General features: G+C 69.6%; 17 protein-coding genes. 3 read left to right on the plus strand and 14 right to left on the minus strand.

The window, feature by feature from the left end:
• Positions 1 to 41: 41 nt before the first annotated feature.
• The 5 genes from ACWC09_RS50340 to ACWC09_RS50360 form a co-directional block, all read right to left on the minus strand.
• Positions 42 to 1745 carry a uroporphyrinogen-III synthase gene (locus tag ACWC09_RS50340; protein WP_450858770.1) on the minus strand — a complete coding sequence of 568 codons (1704 nt, stop codon included), beginning with the start codon at positions 1743 to 1745 and terminating at the stop codon, positions 42 to 44.
• A complete protein-coding gene (gene hemC, locus ACWC09_RS50345; protein WP_450858772.1) occupies positions 1742 to 2701 on the minus strand; it encodes a hydroxymethylbilane synthase in 960 nt (319 codons plus the stop codon). The genes ACWC09_RS50340 and hemC overlap by 4 nt, the downstream gene beginning before the upstream one ends.
• Positions 2698 to 4503: a glutamyl-tRNA reductase gene (locus tag ACWC09_RS50350; protein ID WP_450858774.1), complete on the minus strand. Its 1806-nt coding sequence runs from the start codon at positions 4501 to 4503 to the stop codon at positions 2698 to 2700. The genes hemC and ACWC09_RS50350 overlap by 4 nt, the downstream gene beginning before the upstream one ends.
• The gene (locus ACWC09_RS50355; protein ID WP_450858776.1) at positions 4500 to 5267 is read right to left on the minus strand and encodes a redox-sensing transcriptional repressor Rex; all 768 of its coding nucleotides are present in this window, start codon (positions 5265 to 5267) and stop codon (positions 4500 to 4502) included. The genes ACWC09_RS50350 and ACWC09_RS50355 overlap by 4 nt, the downstream gene beginning before the upstream one ends.
• 248 nt (positions 5268 to 5515) lie before the next feature.
• Positions 5516 to 5797 (minus strand): glutaredoxin family protein, encoded by a 282-nt coding sequence (locus ACWC09_RS50360; protein ID WP_450858778.1) that lies wholly within the window; start codon positions 5795 to 5797, stop codon positions 5516 to 5518.
• Positions 5798 to 5892: 95 nt separating this feature from the next.
• On the opposite strand from ACWC09_RS50360, the gene ACWC09_RS50365 reads away from it, so the two are divergent.
• The 3 genes from ACWC09_RS50365 (at position 5893) to ACWC09_RS50375 (ending at position 9400) form a co-directional block, all read left to right on the plus strand.
• On the plus strand, positions 5893 to 6804 hold the full coding sequence (locus ACWC09_RS50365; RefSeq protein ID WP_450858779.1) for an HAD family hydrolase: 912 nt from the start codon (positions 5893 to 5895) through the stop codon (positions 6802 to 6804).
• Between the two features lie 321 nt (positions 6805 to 7125).
• Positions 7126 to 7902 carry an ECF subfamily RNA polymerase sigma factor, BldN family gene (locus tag ACWC09_RS50370; RefSeq protein ID WP_450858781.1) on the plus strand — a complete coding sequence of 259 codons (777 nt, stop codon included), beginning with the start codon at positions 7126 to 7128 and terminating at the stop codon, positions 7900 to 7902.
• A 271-nt stretch (positions 7903 to 8173) separates the two neighbouring features.
• Positions 8174 to 9400, plus strand: a complete 1227-nt coding sequence (locus ACWC09_RS50375; protein WP_450858783.1) for a DUF5667 domain-containing protein — start codon at positions 8174 to 8176, stop codon at positions 9398 to 9400.
• A gap of 64 nt (positions 9401 to 9464) precedes the next feature.
• On the opposite strand, the gene ACWC09_RS50380 is transcribed toward ACWC09_RS50375, so the two are convergent.
• From ACWC09_RS50380 to ACWC09_RS50420, 9 genes are all read right to left on the minus strand, one after another.
• Positions 9465 to 10520 (minus strand): lysophospholipid acyltransferase family protein, encoded by a 1056-nt coding sequence (locus ACWC09_RS50380; RefSeq protein WP_450858785.1) that lies wholly within the window; start codon positions 10518 to 10520, stop codon positions 9465 to 9467.
• 14 nt (positions 10521 to 10534) lie between these two features.
• Positions 10535 to 11596 (minus strand): NAD-dependent epimerase/dehydratase family protein, encoded by a 1062-nt coding sequence (locus tag ACWC09_RS50385; RefSeq protein ID WP_450858787.1) that lies wholly within the window; start codon positions 11594 to 11596, stop codon positions 10535 to 10537.
• A gap of 261 nt (positions 11597 to 11857) precedes the next feature.
• Positions 11858 to 11956 carry a 30S ribosomal protein bS22 gene (locus ACWC09_RS50390; protein ID WP_003948845.1) on the minus strand — a complete coding sequence of 33 codons (99 nt, stop codon included), beginning with the start codon at positions 11954 to 11956 and terminating at the stop codon, positions 11858 to 11860.
• 153 nt (positions 11957 to 12109) lie between these two features.
• A complete protein-coding gene (locus ACWC09_RS50395) occupies positions 12110 to 12319 on the minus strand; it encodes a helix-turn-helix domain-containing protein (RefSeq protein WP_016437488.1) in 210 nt (69 codons plus the stop codon).
• Between the two features lie 129 nt (positions 12320 to 12448).
• Positions 12449 to 13264 carry a phosphatase gene (locus tag ACWC09_RS50400; protein WP_450858789.1) on the minus strand — a complete coding sequence of 272 codons (816 nt, stop codon included), beginning with the start codon at positions 13262 to 13264 and terminating at the stop codon, positions 12449 to 12451.
• A gap of 112 nt (positions 13265 to 13376) precedes the next feature.
• A complete protein-coding gene (locus tag ACWC09_RS50405; protein ID WP_450858791.1) occupies positions 13377 to 14549 on the minus strand; it encodes an acetoin utilization protein AcuC in 1173 nt (390 codons plus the stop codon).
• Positions 14500 to 15717: an MFS transporter gene (locus ACWC09_RS50410; RefSeq protein ID WP_450858793.1), complete on the minus strand. Its 1218-nt coding sequence runs from the start codon at positions 15715 to 15717 to the stop codon at positions 14500 to 14502. Before ACWC09_RS50410 ends, ACWC09_RS50405 begins: the two co-directional genes overlap by 50 nt.
• Positions 15718 to 15848: 131 nt before the next feature.
• Entirely contained in the window at positions 15849 to 16568 is a 720-nt protein-coding gene (locus ACWC09_RS50415) for a VC0807 family protein (RefSeq protein WP_450858795.1), read from the minus strand.
• Between the two features lie 69 nt (positions 16569 to 16637).
• Positions 16638 to 17282, minus strand: coding sequence for an HAD family hydrolase (locus tag ACWC09_RS50420; protein WP_450858797.1), 645 nt, complete (start codon positions 17280 to 17282; stop codon positions 16638 to 16640).
• Between the last annotated feature and the right edge of the window lie 113 nt (positions 17283 to 17395).

Below are 17395 nucleotides of genomic sequence, written 5' to 3' on the forward strand. Positions count from 1 at the left end.
CCTGGGGGCGCCGCCCCCAGGGACGCGCACCCCCACCCGCCTCAGGTCGTACGACGACGCCGAGCCCCCGGCCTCCGCTCACTCGGCCGCGTCACCGCGTCCCCCGCCTCCACAGCGGCAGCGCGCCGCTTCAGCCCGAAGTCCGCCAACGCCTCCGCCAGCTTCTGCACCGACGGCTCCGGAGCCATGACATCGACCCGCAGCCCATGCTCCTCGGCCGTCTTGGCCGTCGCCGGACCGATACACGCGATCACCGTCACGTTGTGCGGCTTCCCCGCGATCCCCACCAGGTTGCGGACCGTCGAGGACGAGGTGAACAGCACCGCGTCGAAGCCACCGCCCTTGATCGCCTCACGGGTCTCCGCCGGCGGCGGCGAGGCGCGGACCGTCCGATAAGCCGTGACGTCGTCGACCTCCCAGCCCAGCTCGATCAGTCCGGCGACCAGGGTCTCGGTGGCGATGTCCGCACGGGGCAGGAACACCCGGTCGATCGGATCGAAGACGGGGTCGTAAGGCGGCCAGTCCTCCAACAGCCCCGCGGCCGACTGCTCCCCGCTCGGCACCAGATCCGGCTTCACACCAAAGGCGACCAGCGCCTTCGCCGTCTGTTCTCCGACCGCGGCGACCTTGATCCCCGCGAAAGCACGCGCGTCGAGCCCGTACTCCTCGAACTTCTCCCGAACCGCCTTCACCGCGTTGACCGACGTGAAGGCGATCCACTCGTACCGCCCGGTCACCAGCCCCTTGACGGCACGTTCCATCTGCTGGGGCGTCCGCGGCGGCTCGACGGCGATCGTCGGGACCTCGTGCGGCACGGCCCCGTAGGACCGCAGCTGGTCGGAGAGCGACACCGCCTGCTCCTTCGTACGCGGCACGAGCACCTTCCAGCCGAACAGCGGCTTGGACTCGAACCACGACAGCTGGTCGCGCTGGGCGGCGGCCGAACGCTCACCGACCACGACTATCACCGGCCGACCGCCCTCGGGCGAGGGCAGCACCTTGGCCTGCTTCAGCGTCTGGGCGATGGTCCCGAGGGTCGCGGTCCAGGTGCGCTGACGCGTGGTCGTGCCGGCCACGGTGACGGTGATCGGCGTGTCGGGCTTGCGCCCGGCGGACACCAGTTCGCCCGCGGCCGCGCCCACGGAGTCGAGCGTCGTGGAGACGACCACGGTCCCGTCCGACACACCCACCTCCGTCCAGCAGCGGTCCGAAGCCGTCCGCGCGTCCACGAACCGCACGTCCGCGCCCTGCGCGTCCCGCAGCGGCACACCGGCGTACGCGGGCACGCCCACGGCCGCGGCGACACCCGGCACGACTTCGAAAGGCACACCGGCGCGAGCGCAGGCGAGCATCTCCTCGGCGGCGTACGCGTCGAGCCCGGGGTCCCCGGACACCGCACGGACGACCCGCCTGCCGCCCCGCGCGGCCTCCATGACAAGATGTGCGGCATCCCGTACCGCGGGGACCCCAGCGGTTGTTGACGCGCCGTCAACAACCGCCAGCTGAGGTGCGCCCGTGCCCGGAAGCGGGTCCGACGAAGGACCCCCGTCCGTGTGCACCTCGGCGACGCCCAGTCTGGCGTGCTGACGCACCACGTCGAGCACGTCGTGCTCGGCGACGAGGACGTCCGCGTTCGCCAGCGCCTCCACGGCGCGCAGAGTCAGCAGTCCCGGATCCCCGGGTCCGGCACCCAGGAAGGTGACGTGCCCGTGATCGAGGCCGGTGGGAAGGGTGGTGGGGCTCAATGTGCTCGCTCCCCCATCAGACCGGCCGCGCCCTGGGCAAGCATCTCGGCAGCGAGTTCGCGACCGAGCGCCATCGCCTGGTCGTATGTCTCGGGCACGGGACCGGTGGTGGACAGCTGCACCGTACGCGAACCGTCGGTCGTGCCGACTATCCCGCGCAGGCGCATTTCCTTGACAATCTGCCCGTCGGCCAGAAGGTCGGCCAGCGCGCCCACAGGGGCGCTGCAACCGGCCTCCAGGGCGGCGAGCAGTGACCGCTCGGCGGTCACGGCGGCCCGTGTGAACGGGTCGTCGAGTTCCCCGAGCGCCGCGATCAGGTCCGCGTTGTCCGCGGCACACTCGATCGCCAGTGCCCCCTGGCCGGGGGCGGGCAAAACGGTGTCGACCGACAGGAAGTCGGTCACGTCGTCGATCCGCCCGAGGCGGCTGAGGCCGGCGGCGGCGAGGACGACCGCGTCGAGCTCGCCCTCCCGCACATACCCGATCCGGGTGTCGACGTTCCCCCGGATCGGCACGGTCTCGATGTCCAGCCCATGGCCGCGCGCATACGCGTTCAACTGGGCCATCCGCCGGGGCGAACCGGTCCCGATGCGCGCCCCGCGGGGCAGGTCGGTGAACTTCAGCGCGTCCCGGGCGACGATGACGTCCCTCGGGTCCTCGCGCTCCGGTATGGCGGCCAGCGCCAGGTCCTCGGGCTGCGCGGTGGGCAGGTCCTTGAGCGAATGAACCGCGAAGTCGACCTCACCCCGCAGCAGCGCGTCCCGCAGCGCGGTCACGAAGACACCCGTGCCGCCGATCTGCGCGAGGTGCTCACGGGACGTGTCGCCGTAGGTGGTGATCTCGACGAGCTCGACGGGCCGTCCGGTCACCTGGCTCACGGCGTCCGCGACTTGCCCGGACTGGGCCATGGCGAGTCTGCTTCGCCTGGTCCCGAGCCTCAGTGCCTTGCTACTCATGCTGGCCCTCGGTTCTTGCTGTTCTCAGATTCGTCGTCGGCGCGATCGGCCCGGGAGACGGCGTCGACCGCCTCCTGGTCGAGGTCGAACAGGGTCCGCAGGGCATCGGCGTACCCCGCCCCACCCGGCTCGGCGGCCAGCTGCTTGACCCGCACGGTCGGGGCGTGCAGCAACTTGTCCACGACCCGCTTCACGGTCTGTGCGATCTCGGCGCGGTGCTTGTCGTCGAGGCCGGGCAGCCGCCCCTCCAGCCGCGCGATCTCTTGGGACACGACATCGGCGGCCATGGTCCGCAGGGCCACGACGGTCGGCGTGATGTGCGCGGTCCGCAGCGCCGCCCCGAAAGCAGCGACCTCATCGGCCACGATCCGCCGCACCTGGTCGACGTCGGCGGCCATCGGAGCGTCCGCGGATGCCTCGGCGAGCGACTCGATGTCCACCAGCCGCACCCCGGCGATCCGATGCACGGCCGCGTCGATGTCACGGGGCATGGCGAGGTCGAGCAGGAAGAGCACGGGCGCGGGCCGCGGAGGCTCGACGACGGGTTCGGGCTTACGACGCTCAGGAATCCGCCCGACAGTGGCGACACTCGCGGCGAGCGCGGCGATGACGTCGGCTTCGGCGGCGGGGTCGAGGAGGGTGGCCGGACCGGAGGTCTGCGGCCCGGGCGCGTTGTCCACCCAGGCGGCATGCTGCTCAAGCTCGGAGGCGGCCATCCCGGCCACAGCGGCTTCACCGAGCACGGAGAAACCGGGGGCCGAGGAGAGGGCGGGCAGGTCGAGGGGACAGTTCTCCTCAGCGCCGGGACCGGTCTCCGAGCCGCGGGCGTTCGTGCCGCCCGGGGCGGCTGCCGACCCGAGGACGGGCGGCACCCCGCCGGCGCCGGGTCGCGCGTCCCGGCCCCGGCCGGCACCAACGTCCGGCGAGCCCTCGGCCACACGGCCCCGCACCGCCGTGGCCACAGCCCCAGCCGTCAGGACAAGCCCCGTCGCACCCGTACAAGACACCACGACATCGGCACGTGTCAGCTCGCCCGGCACCGCATCCATCGGTATCGCGCGGGCCACCACGTCCGGGTCGTCACCGTCCGTCAGGTTGTGTCCGTACTGCTCTCCGAGCAGGGCGGCGAGCCGCTCGGCCCGATCAGCCGTCCGGTTGGCGATCACCACCTCGCCCACCCCGGCCCGCGCCAGCGTCGCCGCGGCCAGCGAGGACATCGACCCGGCCCCGATGACCAGCGCCTTCTTCCCGTCGGCCCACGACCGGACGTCGGCCCCCGCAGCCAGCTGCTCCAACCCGAAGGTGACCAGCGACTGCCCGGCCCGGTCGATCCCGGTCTCGGAGTGCGCGCGCTTGCCGACCCGCAGAGCCTGCTGGAAGAGGTCGTTGAGCAGCCGCCCGGCCGTGTGCAGCTCCTGCGCCTTGGCCAGCGAGTCCTTGATCTGCCCGAGGATCTGCCCTTCCCCGACGACCATCGAGTCGAGCCCGCACGCCACCGAGAACAGGTGGTGAACCGCCCGGTCCTCGTAGTGGACGTACAGATACGGCGTGAGCTCGTCCAGCCCCACCCCGCTGTGCTGGGCCAGCAGCGTGGACAGCTCGGCGACACCCGCGTGGAACTTGTCCACGTCGGCGTACAGCTCGATGCGGTTGCAGGTGGCCAGCACCGCGGCCTCCGCGGCCGGCTCCGCGGCGACCGTGTCCTGCAACAGCTTGACCTGCGCGTCCACGCTCAATGTGGCCCGCTCCAGGACACTGACCGGCGCGCTGCGATGGCTCAGCCCGACGACGAGGAGACTCATGCCGGCATCACGGCGGGTACGTCCCCGTCGGGCCCCTGCTCGGCGGACTCCTTGCGCGTGGCGGCGACCGGCCCGGAACCGTCGGTCCCGGCGGCGCTCTCCTCACCGGCCTTGCGCTGCTCGTGGAAGGCGAGGATCTGCAGCTCGATGGAGAGGTCGACCTTGCGTACGTCGACGCCGTCCGGGACGGTCAGCACGGTCGGCGCGAAGTTCAGGATGGAGGTGACCCCGGCGGCGACGAGCCGGTCGCAGACCTGCTGGGCGGCTCCGGCGGGGGTCGCGATCACGCCAATGCTCACGCCGTTGTCCTCGATGATCTTCTCGAGGTCGTCGGTGTGCTGCACAGGGATGCCCGCGACCGGCTTGCCGGCCATCGCCGGATCGGCGTCGATGAGAGCCGCGACCCGGAAGCCACGTGAGGCGAACCCGCCGTAATTGGCCAGCGCCGCGCCGAGGTTGCCGATACCGACGATGACGACCGGCCAGTCCTGGGTGAGCCCGAGCTCACGGGAGATCTGGTAGACGAGATACTCGACGTCGTATCCCACGCCGCGGGTGCCGTACGACCCCAGATACGAGAAGTCCTTGCGCAGCTTCGCGGAGTTGACCCCCGCGGCGGCCGCGAGTTCCTCGGAGGAAACCGTGGGTACCGAGCGCTCCGACAGTGCGGTCAGGGCTCGTAGGTACAGCGGAAGCCTGGCGACGGTGGCCTCGGGAATCCCTCGGCTACGGGTCGCCGGTCGGTGAGTTCGGCCAGTTGCCACGGTGCTCCTGCGGGTAGAGCGGGGCTGCAGGCGGTCACACGTACCCAGACCGCCCCGTCGACAGCAGGCTATGTCTTTGTGAACGCGTGCACAAAGATGGTGTCCGATTTGCCCGGCCAACGTGACCGGGGTCACGCACACGCGTCTCAGGCGTATCCCAGAGGGCAAAACCGACACACTCCTCGTGAATCCCGCCCCCCAAGACCAGACCGCCTCCGATCCTAAGCGACGTTCCGTACGGCCTTGTACTACTCGGTCAGTTCTTTGCGGAGGCGACCCTCGTCCACCCGCCAGAAGGTGTGTTGCCGGCCGTCGACGAGCACCACCGGGATCTGCTCCCAGTACGCGTCGTGGAGCGCCTTGTCCTGGGTGATGTCCTTTTCCTCCCAGGGGACGCCGAGTTCACCGCAGACCTTCTCCACCACCACCCGTGCGTCCTCGCACAGATGACAGTCGGGTTTGCCGACAAGAGTGACCAATCGCTCATACGGGGCGGGCTTGCGCCGGAAGATGGGAGCCATGTCGGCCATTGTCCCGCTTGTTTAACGACACAGTCGCGGAGAGTTCACAGCCTCCAAACCTCTCGACTCCGAAGCCACCGAACAAAATGGCTATGCTCACGGTCATGGCCGCTCTTGGATGGCTCACTCCCCGTAGGCGCTCCGCCACGGCGCGAAGCGTGTTGGCAGGCGAGGCCTCGGCGGAGGCAGCGCGCAAGTCGTCGCAGGACGTCCCCCAGGAGGAACCGGAGTTCCCGGTGCTCGGTGACGACAAGGCTGCCGCCTTCTTCGACCTCGACAACACCGTGATGCAGGGCGCTGCCCTCTTCCACTTCGGCCGAGGCCTGTACAAGCGGAAGTTCTTCGAGACCCGCGACCTCGCCAAGTTCGCCTGGCAGCAGGCGTGGTTCCGCCTCGCCGGCGTCGAGGACCCCGAACACATGCAGGAGGCCCGCGACTCGGCCCTCTCCATCGTCCAGGGCCACCGCGTCGCCGAACTGCAGTCGATCGGCGAGGAGATCTACGACGAGTACATGGCCGAGCGCATCTGGCCCGGCACCCGAGCCCTGGCCCAGGCTCACCTGGACGCGGGCCAGAAGGTGTGGCTGGTCACAGCGGCCCCGGTGGAGATCGCCCAGGTGATCGCCCGCCGCCTCGGTCTCACCGGCGCCCTCGGCACGGTCGCCGAATCGGTGGACGGCGTCTACACGGGCAAGCTCGTCGGCGAACCCCTGCACGGCCCCGCGAAAGCAGAGGCGGTCCGAGCCCTGGCCGCAGCCGAGGGCCTCGACCTCACCCGCTGCGCCGCCTACAGCGACAGCCACAACGACATCCCCATGCTGTCCCTGGTGGGCCACCCCTACGCCATCAACCCGGACTCCAAGCTCCGCAAGCACGCGAGGCAACTGGACTGGCGCCTCCGGGACTACCGAACGGGCAGGAAGGCCGCGAAGGTCGGCATCCCGGCGGCAGCGGGAGTGGGCGCGGTAGCCGGAGGCACTGCGGCCGCGATCGCACTGCATCGCCGCCGCCGGTAGCCGACCCGCGCCCGAAATCCAAGAAGTCCCCCACTCGCCCCTGTCACTCTTCGTGCTGCCCTCTTGTCGGCGCACAGCCACAACACGCCCCGGACCCGACCGAAACTCGATCCCATCTGATCAACAACCGGTCACCCTCCGGCAGTTCACGCTGCCTCATTCGGTTACAGAAGCGACGTAATCGAAGTTTTGAGCAACTCGGTGTAGCAGCGCCTGTACGAAGCGTTATTCTCCTCAGACGCAATCCGGCACCCTTCCGTCGCTACGACGGGTGAATGGTTCCGTACTGCACGTGATGGAAGCTCTGCCTCTGGGAGTCCCGTGTACCCACACGTCGGGGTTGACGCCTCGGGCCTGGCTACGCTGCGCGCAACGGTCCAAGACCTGTTGCGCGGCTTCGTCCCCACCGCGTACGCCGTCCCCGTCCTCGCCGTAGCAACAGCCGCCCCCGCCGGCCCGTGCTACGCCCTTGCCGAGGGCAGCGCCGCCGTCGGCAGACGGGGTCGCACCACCGGCGCCCCCACCACCCGCCGCCCCGCCGCCGACAGCGACAGCGCCCGGATGATGGACCTGGTCGAGCGCGCCCAGGCCGGCGAGGCCGACGCCTTCGGACGCCTCTACGACCAGTACAGCGACACCGTCTACCGGTACATCTATTACCGCGTCGGCGGAAAGGCCACCGCCGAGGACCTCACCAGCGAGACGTTCCTGCGCGCCCTGCGCCGCATCGGCACGTTCACCTGGCAGGGCCGCGACTTCGGCGCCTGGCTGGTCACGATCGCGCGCAATCTGGTCGCCGACCACTTCAAGTCGAGCCGTTTCCGACTGGAAGTGACCACCGGCGAGATGCTCGACGCCAACGAGGTCGAGCGCTCCCCGGAGGACTCCGTCCTGGAGTCCCTGTCGAACGCCGCGCTGCTGGACGCCGTACGCCGGCTCAACCCCCAGCAGCAGGAGTGCGTGACCCTGCGCTTCCTGCAGGGGCTGTCCGTCGCCGAGACCGCGCGCGTGATGGGCAAGAACGAGGGCGCCATCAAGACGCTCCAGTACCGGGCCGTCCGCACCCTCGCCCGCCTCCTGCCGGACGACGCCCGCTGAGCCGACCGTCAGGACGACAGCCGGGACAGCAGCCGGGACAGCACACGCTCCGCGATGCCCAACTCACCGTCAGTGAAAGTCCGTTGACTTCCCGATCCGATCATCCGTCGTCCGTAACCCAAGTGCCACGCCACTCGTTGTGCGGGATGCAGGCTCCCTGTGGTCACTCCCTGGCCGTCTCCGATCACTCGATCGTGTGGATGTGTCCAGAGCGTGCAACCCTCAGGACCCCCTGGGGAGTCGACCGTCATGACGAGAGGAGGTGCCGCCAGTGATCGCGAACGTATCGGCGCACCGGCGGGCGAACGCCTTCGCCCAGGCCCTGGACGAGCAGCCCGACCGGGACACGGCGGCTGAGCGGTCCGAAGGATCCCCACCGGCACCGCCCAGTGCGGAACGGACCGGGCAGACCGAGCTGTTGGCCCTCGCGGTCGGCCTCGACGCGCTGCCCAAGCCGGAGCTGGACCCCGAGGTCAAGGTCGTCCAGCGGGCCCAGCTCGTGGCCGCGTTCGAGGCCATGCTGCGGGAGGGCGCTGGTGGCGAGGCGGCGGACCCTTCGGTACCGGAGCAGCGCTCCCACCGTGCCCGGGGCACGCATCGGGCGAGCCCGCTGGGCAAGCTGCGACCGCGTTCCCGGCTGACCAAGGGCCTCGCCGCGGGCGGGCTGAGCGTCGGCGTCGCGGCGGGAGCCTTCGGCGGAGTCGCCGCTGCCAGCTCGGACGCGCTGCCCGGTGACTCGCTCTACGGCCTCAAGCGCGGCATCGAGGACTTCAAGCTCAACTACCTCACCGAGGGCGCCGACCAGCAGGGCCAGGCCTATCTGGATCTCGCCTCGACCCGGCTCAACGAGGCCCGTCGGCTGATGGAGCGCGGCCGCGGCGGTCACCTCGACCACGAGTCGGTCGGCGAGATCCGTCGCACGCTGTCGGGCGTGACGCACGACGCCTCCGAGGGCCACCGCCTGCTGCACGAGGCGTACGAGCGGGACCCGAACTCCCTGGGCCCCATCCAGGCCCTCTCCGCCTTCTCCCGCTCGCACCGCGAGGCCTGGGGCGCCCTGCGCGACAGGCTCCCGCTCCAGCTCGGGGACGTCAGCCAGGAGGTCTCGTCGGTCTTCGACGCCATAGACCAAGAGGTCGCCCCGCTGCAGTCCCTGCTGCCCCAGCAGCCTCCCACCCCGGGCGGCGGCTCCGGCAGGCACGGTTCGGGCACGGCGTCGACCGGCACCTCCGGCTCCGACCGCGGCACGACACACCCCGGCACGGGCGACGGCACCTCCGAGGGCGGCCACTCCGCCGACCCCAGCAAGTCGGCGTCCACCGGCAACGACGGGCTGCTCGGCGGCAACACCGGCGGCCTGCTCGATCCACCCAAGACGAGCGGCACCGCCTCTCCGTCCACGAGCAGCTCCCCGTCCGCCAACCCGGACGTCACCATCCCGCCCCTGCTCCCGGGCCTCCTGCCGGGCCTCGGCATCGACGGGAACTCGAGCTCGTAAGGCGGCGGTACGACGGTGGGGGCGCCCTTCTGAGAAGGGCGCCCCCACCGTCGTATCCACGAACTCAGAAGAACACCGACCGCCGCTGCACCAACAGCTTGTACAGCGTGTGCTGGATCTGTTCCCTGACCTGATCCGTCAGGTTGAACATCAGCATCGGGTCCTCGGCGGCCTCCGGGGGGTAGCCGTCCGTGAGGATGGGTTCGCCGAACTGGATCGTCCACTTGGTGGGGAGCGGGATCGCGCCCAGGGGGCCCAGCCACGGGAAGGTGGGCGTGAGGGGGAAGTACGGGAAGCCCAGGACCCGGGCGAGGGTCTTCGCGTTGCCGATCATCGGGTAGATCTCCTCCGCACCCACGATCGAGCACGGGATGATCGGGGTGCCCTTGCGCAGGGCCGTGGAGACGAAGCCGCCGCGGCCGAAGCGCTGGAGCTTGTAGCGCTCGGAGAACGGCTTGCCGATGCCCTTGAAGCCCTCCGGCATGACCCCGACCAACTCTCCCTGGCCGAGGAGGCGTTCGGCGTCCTCCGCGCAGGCCAGGGTGTGCCCGAGCTTGCGGGCCAGTTCGTTGACGACCGGCAGCATGAAGACCAGGTCGGCGGCGAGGAGACGGAGATGGCGGCCGGCCGGGTGGTTGTCGTGGACGGCGACCTGCATCATCAGGCCGTCCATCGGCAGCGTCCCCGAGTGGTTGGAGACGATCAGCGCGCCGCCCTCGCTCGGGATGTTCTCGATGCCCTTCACCTCGACCCGGAAGTACTTCTCGTACACCGGCCGCAGCAGCGACATCAGAACCTGGTCGGTCAGCTCCTCGTCGTAACCGAAGTCGTCGACCTCGTAGTCACCGGTGAGCCGGCGGCGCAGGAAGTCCAGCCCGTGCGCGATGCGCCGCTCCAGGCCGCCCTCGTCGTGCGGCCTCTCGGGCTGCTGTTCCTCACGCGTCACGGGAACATCATCCTGCGCGGGCGCCCTGCTGGGCAGGGGCTGTACGTCGCCGACCAGCGCGGGTTCGGTGGTGGTCTTGCGTCGGCTCCCCGCGCCACGGCGCCGCGGCGGCCGAGGTACGGCGCTCCCGCGGGACCGGTCGTCGTCGAACGGAATGACCTTGGCATCCGCCATCGTTGATGCGCTCCTCAGTTGGCGCTCTGCGTCGGGGGGTGGCCACCGCCCAGGGCGGGCAGTGCGGCGATCCGGTCCACGGCCCCCGCGAGGGCCTCCGGCGGCAGCAGTCCGGGGCCGTGACTGCGGGCGAAGTCCGCGAAGGTCTCGGCCGTCGTGTACTTGGGCCGGAACCCGAGCGTCTCGCGCATCTGCTGGGTCGCCACGACCCGACCGTGGGTCAGCAGCCGGATCTGCTCGGGCGAGAAGTCGGTCACGCCCAGCGTGCGCACCAGCGAGCCGGCCCAGTTGACGGCCGGCAGCAGCAGGGGCACGGTCGGCTTGCCGAGCCGCCGCGAGCACTGCGACAGCAGCAGGACGCCGTCGCCGGCGATGTTGAAGGTGCCGCTGTTGAGGGTGCCCCGCTCCGGTTCGTGCGAGGCGATCCGCAGCACCTCCATCACGTCGTCCTCGTGCACGAACTGCAGCCGCGGGTCGTAGCCGAACACGGTCGGCAGGACGGGCAGCGCGAAGTACGAGGCGAGCGGGGTGTCGGCGGCGGGCCCCAGGATGTTGGCGAACCGCAGCACACAGACGGCCACATCGGGCCGCCGGCGCGCGAAGCCCCGTACATAGCCCTCGACCTCGACCGTGTCCTTGGCGAAGCCGCCGGAGGGCAGGGACTTGGGCGGGGTCGTCTCGGTGAAGACGCCGGGATCGCGCGGCGCGGAGCCGTAGACGTTCGTGCTGGACTTCACCACCAGCCGCTTGACCGTCGGCGACTTCTGACAGGCACCGAGCAGCTGCATGGTGCCGATGACGTTGGTCTCCTTGACCGTGGTCCGGCTGCCGCTGCCGAGCGCCATAGCCGTCACATCCAGGTGTACGACCGTGTCGGCGCCCGTCTCGGCGAGTACCCGCGCGATGGTCGGCTGCCGGATGTCGGCCTGGATGAACTCCGCGCCTCCGAGATGGTGCTCGGGAGGGATCGCGTCCACGCCGATGACCCGGTCCACCTGCGGGTCACGCTGGATCCGTCGTACGAACCGGCCCCCCAGCCTGCGGGCCACTCCGGTCACGAGCACGACCTTGCCCAAGATCAACGCCTTCCTTCGAGACGGTCCGAACAGTCGTAGCCTGCCGTGTTCCCCGTGTGTGGCCAACTTAGCGGGTCGATGTTGCGCTGTGATGACCACCCAATGCACGAAGTGACGACATGCACAGACGTACGATCAGACCAAGCCATGTGAAACAGTGCGTAGGCTCGCGGAGTTCCCGTGAACCGACCCCTGAATGCGTGTGGCCCCCCACCGCAGCGGTGGGGGGCCACAAAACACGCTTGCTTTCGCCGCGTCGCCTTACTTCTTGTTACGACGCTGAACGCGCGTGCGCTTGAGCAGCTTGCGGTGCTTCTTCTTAGCCATCCGCTTGCGCCGCTTCTTGATAACAGAGCCCACGACTACCCTCGCTCACTTCTCATCACTCGGTGCTGGGCGCCGGGGCCCATACGACCTACAAGGGGCCAGCCTACCCGTCCGAGCGCTGAGGTCGTAATCGAGAGGTCAAGGGAGATCCCGAAGTGCCCTGAGGATCCCCCCGGACCACCGTCGTCAGGCGGTTTCCACCCCCACATAGCTCTCGCGGAGGTACTCGTGAACCGCGTTCTCGGGGACGCGGAAGGACCGCCCCACCCTGATCGCGGGCAGATGACCGCTGTGCACCAACCGGTACACGGTCATCTTCGACACTCGCATCACCGAGGCGACCTCCGCCACGGTAAGGAACTGAACCTCGCTCAGAGGCCTCTGCTCAGCAGCCATGACACACCTGAACCTTCCGCACTCGACGGTCACCGGCTTCCCCTTCCGGTGACTCTTCGTCGCTGCGTGCTCACTCCCCAATGTAGGGGCGGGTGATGCGAGTGGGGAAGAGGTGCACCCATCGGCGGCCTACTGTGACAGACACGCTCGATTGAGTACGTAGCGGGTAAGCGGCCGGTAGTAATCAGACCGCACAGCGTCATCAAGTGGAACGACTACGGACACGACCCCCTCAGCCTCCCCCACAAAGAGCGCGGGGTCATCAGTATCCGCCAGACCAATGGCCTCAAACCCCAGCTGACCTGCTCCGCAGACCCATCCGTGGTCTCCGACGACAAGCTCGGGCAGCGGCCCGCCGGCCTCCACGGCCGCGGCCAGCGCAAAGCGAACCGGGAGCGGTGAATGCGTGTGTACGCCGGTCGCACAACCGGGGCTCGGCGTCCCTGGTTCACGGACGAGGGCGACTCCTTGTACGTAGTCAAGGTTGTACGTGCGTAGACCGAACCGGGTCACTATGTCGACACAGCGACCATGCGCGGGAGTGAGGACGGTACATCCCGCCGCCGACAGCGCGTCCGCAAGCGCGGCGTAGAACCCGAGCAGACGGTGCGGATGGCCGGTCCCCAGGAGCACAGGTGCGCTGCGCTGGGCCGCAGCGGCGAGCCGCTCGGCGAAGGCGTCCAGAGCGGTCAACGTCCGCTCCGGATCGATCACATCATGACCGGATACATGGTGCGGATCGGACGAAACTCCGCACTTATCGGCCATTAATTTGATCAGATCCCGCTCATTCCATGTCCATTCGGGATCGAGTCCGATCAGCACGCGGGGGTCGCGAGCGGCGAAGAGCCGGTAGCTCCGGAGGCTCTCCTCACGGGAGGTGGCGACCGGCCCGGCGAGACGGGCGGCCAGCAGATGGGCGCGCAGGGCTCCGGTGCTCAACACGTCTGCGATGGTGGCGGACCGTGCTGGGCGCGGCCACACGAACGGGCAAACACCGCACAGTTGGCGTAACAAGGACGCCGGCAAGGTGCGTGCGGTCACCGTCGCCTCCCGGTCAGGCCAGCAGCCCCCGCAGCGGGAACACCGCCCGTCGAGTCGCCAGCACCGCCTGGTCCAGCCGGTCCGCGGGGTCGTACCCCGCCTCCCACTCGGCGTAGGACACGGGCCACCGCCCGTCCGTCATCCGGGCCGGCGCCAACTGCCGTGTCCGCGCGAAGACTTCCTGCCGCCAGCCCTCCGGGATCACCGCCTCCGGCTCGATCTCCCGTCCCGCGGCGATGGCCACGAGATGCGTCCACGACCGCGGCACGACCTCGACCACCGCATATCCGCCGCCGCCCAGCGCGATCCACCGCCCGTCGGCGTACTCGTGCGCGAGCTCATGGCAGGCGACCTGCACGGCCCGCTGGGCATCCAGCGACACCGCGAGGTGCGCGAGCGGGTCCTCGAAGTGCGTGTCGGCGCCGTGCTGGGTCACCAGCACCTGCGGCCGGAAATCGGCGATGAGTTCCGGCACGACGGCATGGAAGGCCCGCAGCCACCCCGCGTCCCCGGTCCCGGCGGGCAGCGCGACATTCACGGCCGATCCCTCGGCCGCATCCGCCCCGGTCTCCTCCGGCCAGCCGGTCTGCGGGAACAGCGTCCGCGGATGCTCGTGCAGCGAGATGGTCAGGACACGCGGATCTTCCCAGAAGGCGGCCTGCACGCCGTCCCCGTGATGGACGTCCACATCGATGTACGCGACCCGCTCGGCCCCCAGCTCCAGCAGCCGGGCGATCGCCAGCGAGGCGTCGTTGTAGATGCAGAACCCGGACGCGCCCCCCGGCATCGCGTGGTGCAGCCCGCCGGCGAAGTTCACGGCGTGCAGCGCCTCTCCGCGCCACACGGCCTCCGCGGCCCCCACCGACTGCCCCGCGATCATCGCGGACACGTCATGCATCCCGGCGAAGGCGGGATCGTCCATCGTCCCGATCCCGTACGCCCCCCGGGCCGCCTCCGGATCCGCCGAGGCCGCCTTCACGGCCTCGATGTAGTCCTCCCGGTGGACCAGCCGCAGCGTCGACTCCCCGGCGGGCTTCGCCGCCACCACCTCGACGTCCTTGTCCAGCCCGAAGGCATCGACAAGATGCCGGGTCAGCGCGAGCCGGACCGGATCCATCGGATGGTCCGGACCGAAGTCATAGCCCGTTACTGCCTCGTCCCACATCAGCTGTGCGCGGCCGCTCATGCCCGCCACCGTATCGGTCCGACGGAGGCGCGAACGAGCGGGCGTACACCAGGGTCACCAGCACCAACACCATCGGGACGAGCATGGCCCCGCGATAGCTCCAGGTGTCGCCCAGCGCGCCGACGAGCGGCGACCCGATCAGGAACCCCACGTAGTTGAAGACGTTCAGCCGAGCGACGGCGGCGTCGGAGGCGTTCGGGAACAACCGCCCGGCTGCCGCGAAGGTCTGCGGCACCAGCACACACAGCCCGAGCCCCAGCAGCGTGAACCCCAGCATCCCGACCCAGGCCCCTGGCGCCACGGCCACCACCGCGAACCCGAGCGCCGCCACCAGCGCCCCCAGCCGCACGACCGTGGCGGCCCCGAACCGCCGTACACCCGAGTCCCCCAGCGACCGCCCGATCAGCGTGGTCACCATGTACACGTTGTACGGCACGGTGGACAGCTGCTCGGAGCTCCCCAGCACGTCCTTCAGATACTTGGCGCTCCAGTTGGAGACGGTCGAGTCGCCGATGTAGGCGAAGGTCATGACGAGGCAGAGCGGCAGCAGCAGCTTGAAGACGACGCCCTGCCCCCCGGCACCCTCCTTCTCCGCTACGGCGGTGGAGGCGTCCCCGTCGACATACCAGCGGCTTCCCACCAGCACGGCCGGCAGCAGGACCGCCACGACCGGCAGGTACAGCACCCACAGCGCGAGATGCCAGTGCGCCCCCACCCAGGCCAGCGAGGCCCCGACAATGCCGCCCAGGCTGAACGCGGCATGGAAGCTGAGCATGATGCTGCGCCCGTACTCCCGCTGGAGGCTCACCCCCAGCATGTTCATCGAGGCGTCCAGCCCGCCCACGGCGAGCCCGAACGCGGCGAGCGCGATGCCCAGTTCGACCAGCTGGTCGCCCGACCCGACGCCGACCAGTGCCAGCATCACCACGGGCTGGAGGCAGCGCAGCAGCAGACTGGGCCGTATTCGCTTCACCAACTGCTCGGTCGTCACACTGCCGACGCCGGCCAGGATGGGCACGGCGGCCAGGAAGGCGGGCAGGAGCGCGTCGGAGACGCCGTACCGGTCCTGGATGGCCGGGATACGGGTCACCAGGAGGGCGAAGGTGGCGCCCTGAACGAGGAAACTGAACGCCAAGGAGGCCCTACCGCGCCGCAGCACATCTGTCATGGCGGCGAGCGTAGGGCCCCTGGCTACCTGTGGGTAGATCCAGCCAAAGATGAATTTCCTTCAGCTTTACCTTCGGTCTTACTGAGCGGTCTTGCTGAGCGGTCTTACGTGACGTCTTACGTGAGCGCTTACTAGGCGAGAGCGAGCTCGGCCCGGGCGGCCTCGGCACCGGCCTTGGCCTCGTCGCGGACCAGCTGCTCCATGGGCTCGGTGGCAAGCCCACCGCTGACCACCATGGCGAGCACGATCGCCCCGATCAGGAAGACGGTGCCGAGCCACACCATCGTGTCCACGGGGATGGTGTACGCCCCCACAACCCGCGCGACGCACTCAGCGAGCAGCGCCACACCCCACACGACGGAGTTGATCCGCTCGTACCGCCGGAAGGCCGCCGACCGCGCAGCGGTCCCGTCCGCCAGCCGATCCCACGCGCCGGCCTTGGCGGCATCCCCCTTGACCAGGAAGGGCTTCACACCGGCGGTCATCATCGGCTTCCCGAGCGCCACCGACACCAGGATCCCGATCCCGACGGTGCTGCTGACCGCGCCGTCCTTGGCGAGCATCAGCCGCGGGTCACCGGAGACGAAGCTCAGGGCCAGCCCGACGACGTTCACCACGAGGATCAGGGCGGCGAGCCCGTTGGTCTGCCGCTCCTTGACCGTGCTCCACACGGTCCGCAACGCCGGCACCACGCTGCTCCAGGCGAGCGCCGCGAAGGTGCTCATCCCGAAGGCGCCCTTGAGCAGGTAGTACGACCCGATCGGCACCGCCACGTCCACGAGCAGCGGCTTGAGGCTGGAGAGGGGGCTCTGGCTGGTGGTCTGACCCTGAGGAACCGAGTTCGTCGTCATGCCCTTAGCTTCGCCTCCGGCACGGGGTCGCCAGTAGAAACGATCGTCCGGAGCTCCGCATGACAAATGTCAGTGCAGCAGCCCTGACAACTCCCCCATGGAGGAGAAGAGTTGAGTGGCCCCGGCAAGCCGCTCAGCAGGCGTCATGGCCGTGAACCCGTAGACGTCCATCCCGGCCGCGACAGCCGCCTGCACGCCCAGCGGCGAGTCCTCTATGACCACACAGCGCTCCGGCGCGACGCCCATCCGCTCGGCCGCGTACAGGAACAGGTCCGGCGCCGGCTTTCCCCGCCCCACATCCTGCGAACTGAACACCCGGGACTCGTCGAACCACCGGTCCAGCCCGGTCGTCCGATGCCCCACCCGAATCCGCTCATGGCTCCCGGAGGAGGCCACACAGTACGGCACCCCGTCCGCCGCCAGCCTCTCCAGCACGTCGGTGGCCCCGGCCACGGGCTTCAACTCCCGCTCGAACGCGGCGAACACACGCGCGTGGAAGACATCGTCGAAGTCCGCCGGCAGCCGCTGCCCGGTCCGCTCCAGGACGAGCTCATGGACCCGGTGCATCGCGGACCCCATGTAGTCCCGGATCGAGTCCTCGTACGACGTCGGATGCCCCAGCTCGGTGAGGTAGGCAGCCAGGAGCCGGTTGGAGATGGGCTCACTGTCGACGAGGACACCGTCGTTGTCGAAGATGACGAGGTCATGGCGCATGAGTACGAGCCTAATCGACCCTGAAACGCAGAAAACCCCCGAACCGGTATCCCCGGCCGGGGGTTTTCGCAAAGATTGTTCGGCGGCGTCCTACTCTCCCACAGGGTCCCCCC

Source organism: Streptomyces sp. NPDC001617 (genome assembly GCF_053596855.1).

Coding starts and splice junctions, on each gene's coding strand:
- ACWC09_RS50420 (WP_450858797.1), bottom strand. CDS start 17,282: ATGCGCCATGACCTCGTCATCTTCGACAACGACGGTGTCCTCGTCGAC.
- ACWC09_RS50380 (WP_450858785.1), bottom strand. CDS start 10,520: ATGGCGGATGCCAAGGTCATTCCGTTCGACGACGACCGGTCCCGCGGG.
- ACWC09_RS50395 (WP_016437488.1), bottom strand. CDS start 12,319: ATGGCTGCTGAGCAGAGGCCTCTGAGCGAGGTTCAGTTCCTTACCGTG.
- ACWC09_RS50350 (WP_450858774.1), bottom strand. CDS start 4,503: ATGAGTCTCCTCGTCGTCGGGCTGAGCCATCGCAGCGCGCCGGTCAGT.
- ACWC09_RS50405 (WP_450858791.1), bottom strand. CDS start 14,549: ATGAGCGGCCGCGCACAGCTGATGTGGGACGAGGCAGTAACGGGCTAT.
- ACWC09_RS50415 (WP_450858795.1), bottom strand. CDS start 16,568: ATGACGACGAACTCGGTTCCTCAGGGTCAGACCACCAGCCAGAGCCCC.
- hemC (WP_450858772.1), bottom strand. CDS start 2,701: ATGAGTAGCAAGGCACTGAGGCTCGGGACCAGGCGAAGCAGACTCGCC.
- ACWC09_RS50365 (WP_450858779.1), top strand. CDS start 5,893: ATGGCCGCTCTTGGATGGCTCACTCCCCGTAGGCGCTCCGCCACGGCG.
- ACWC09_RS50410 (WP_450858793.1), bottom strand. CDS start 15,717: ATGACAGATGTGCTGCGGCGCGGTAGGGCCTCCTTGGCGTTCAGTTTC.
- ACWC09_RS50360 (WP_450858778.1), bottom strand. CDS start 5,797: ATGGCCGACATGGCTCCCATCTTCCGGCGCAAGCCCGCCCCGTATGAG.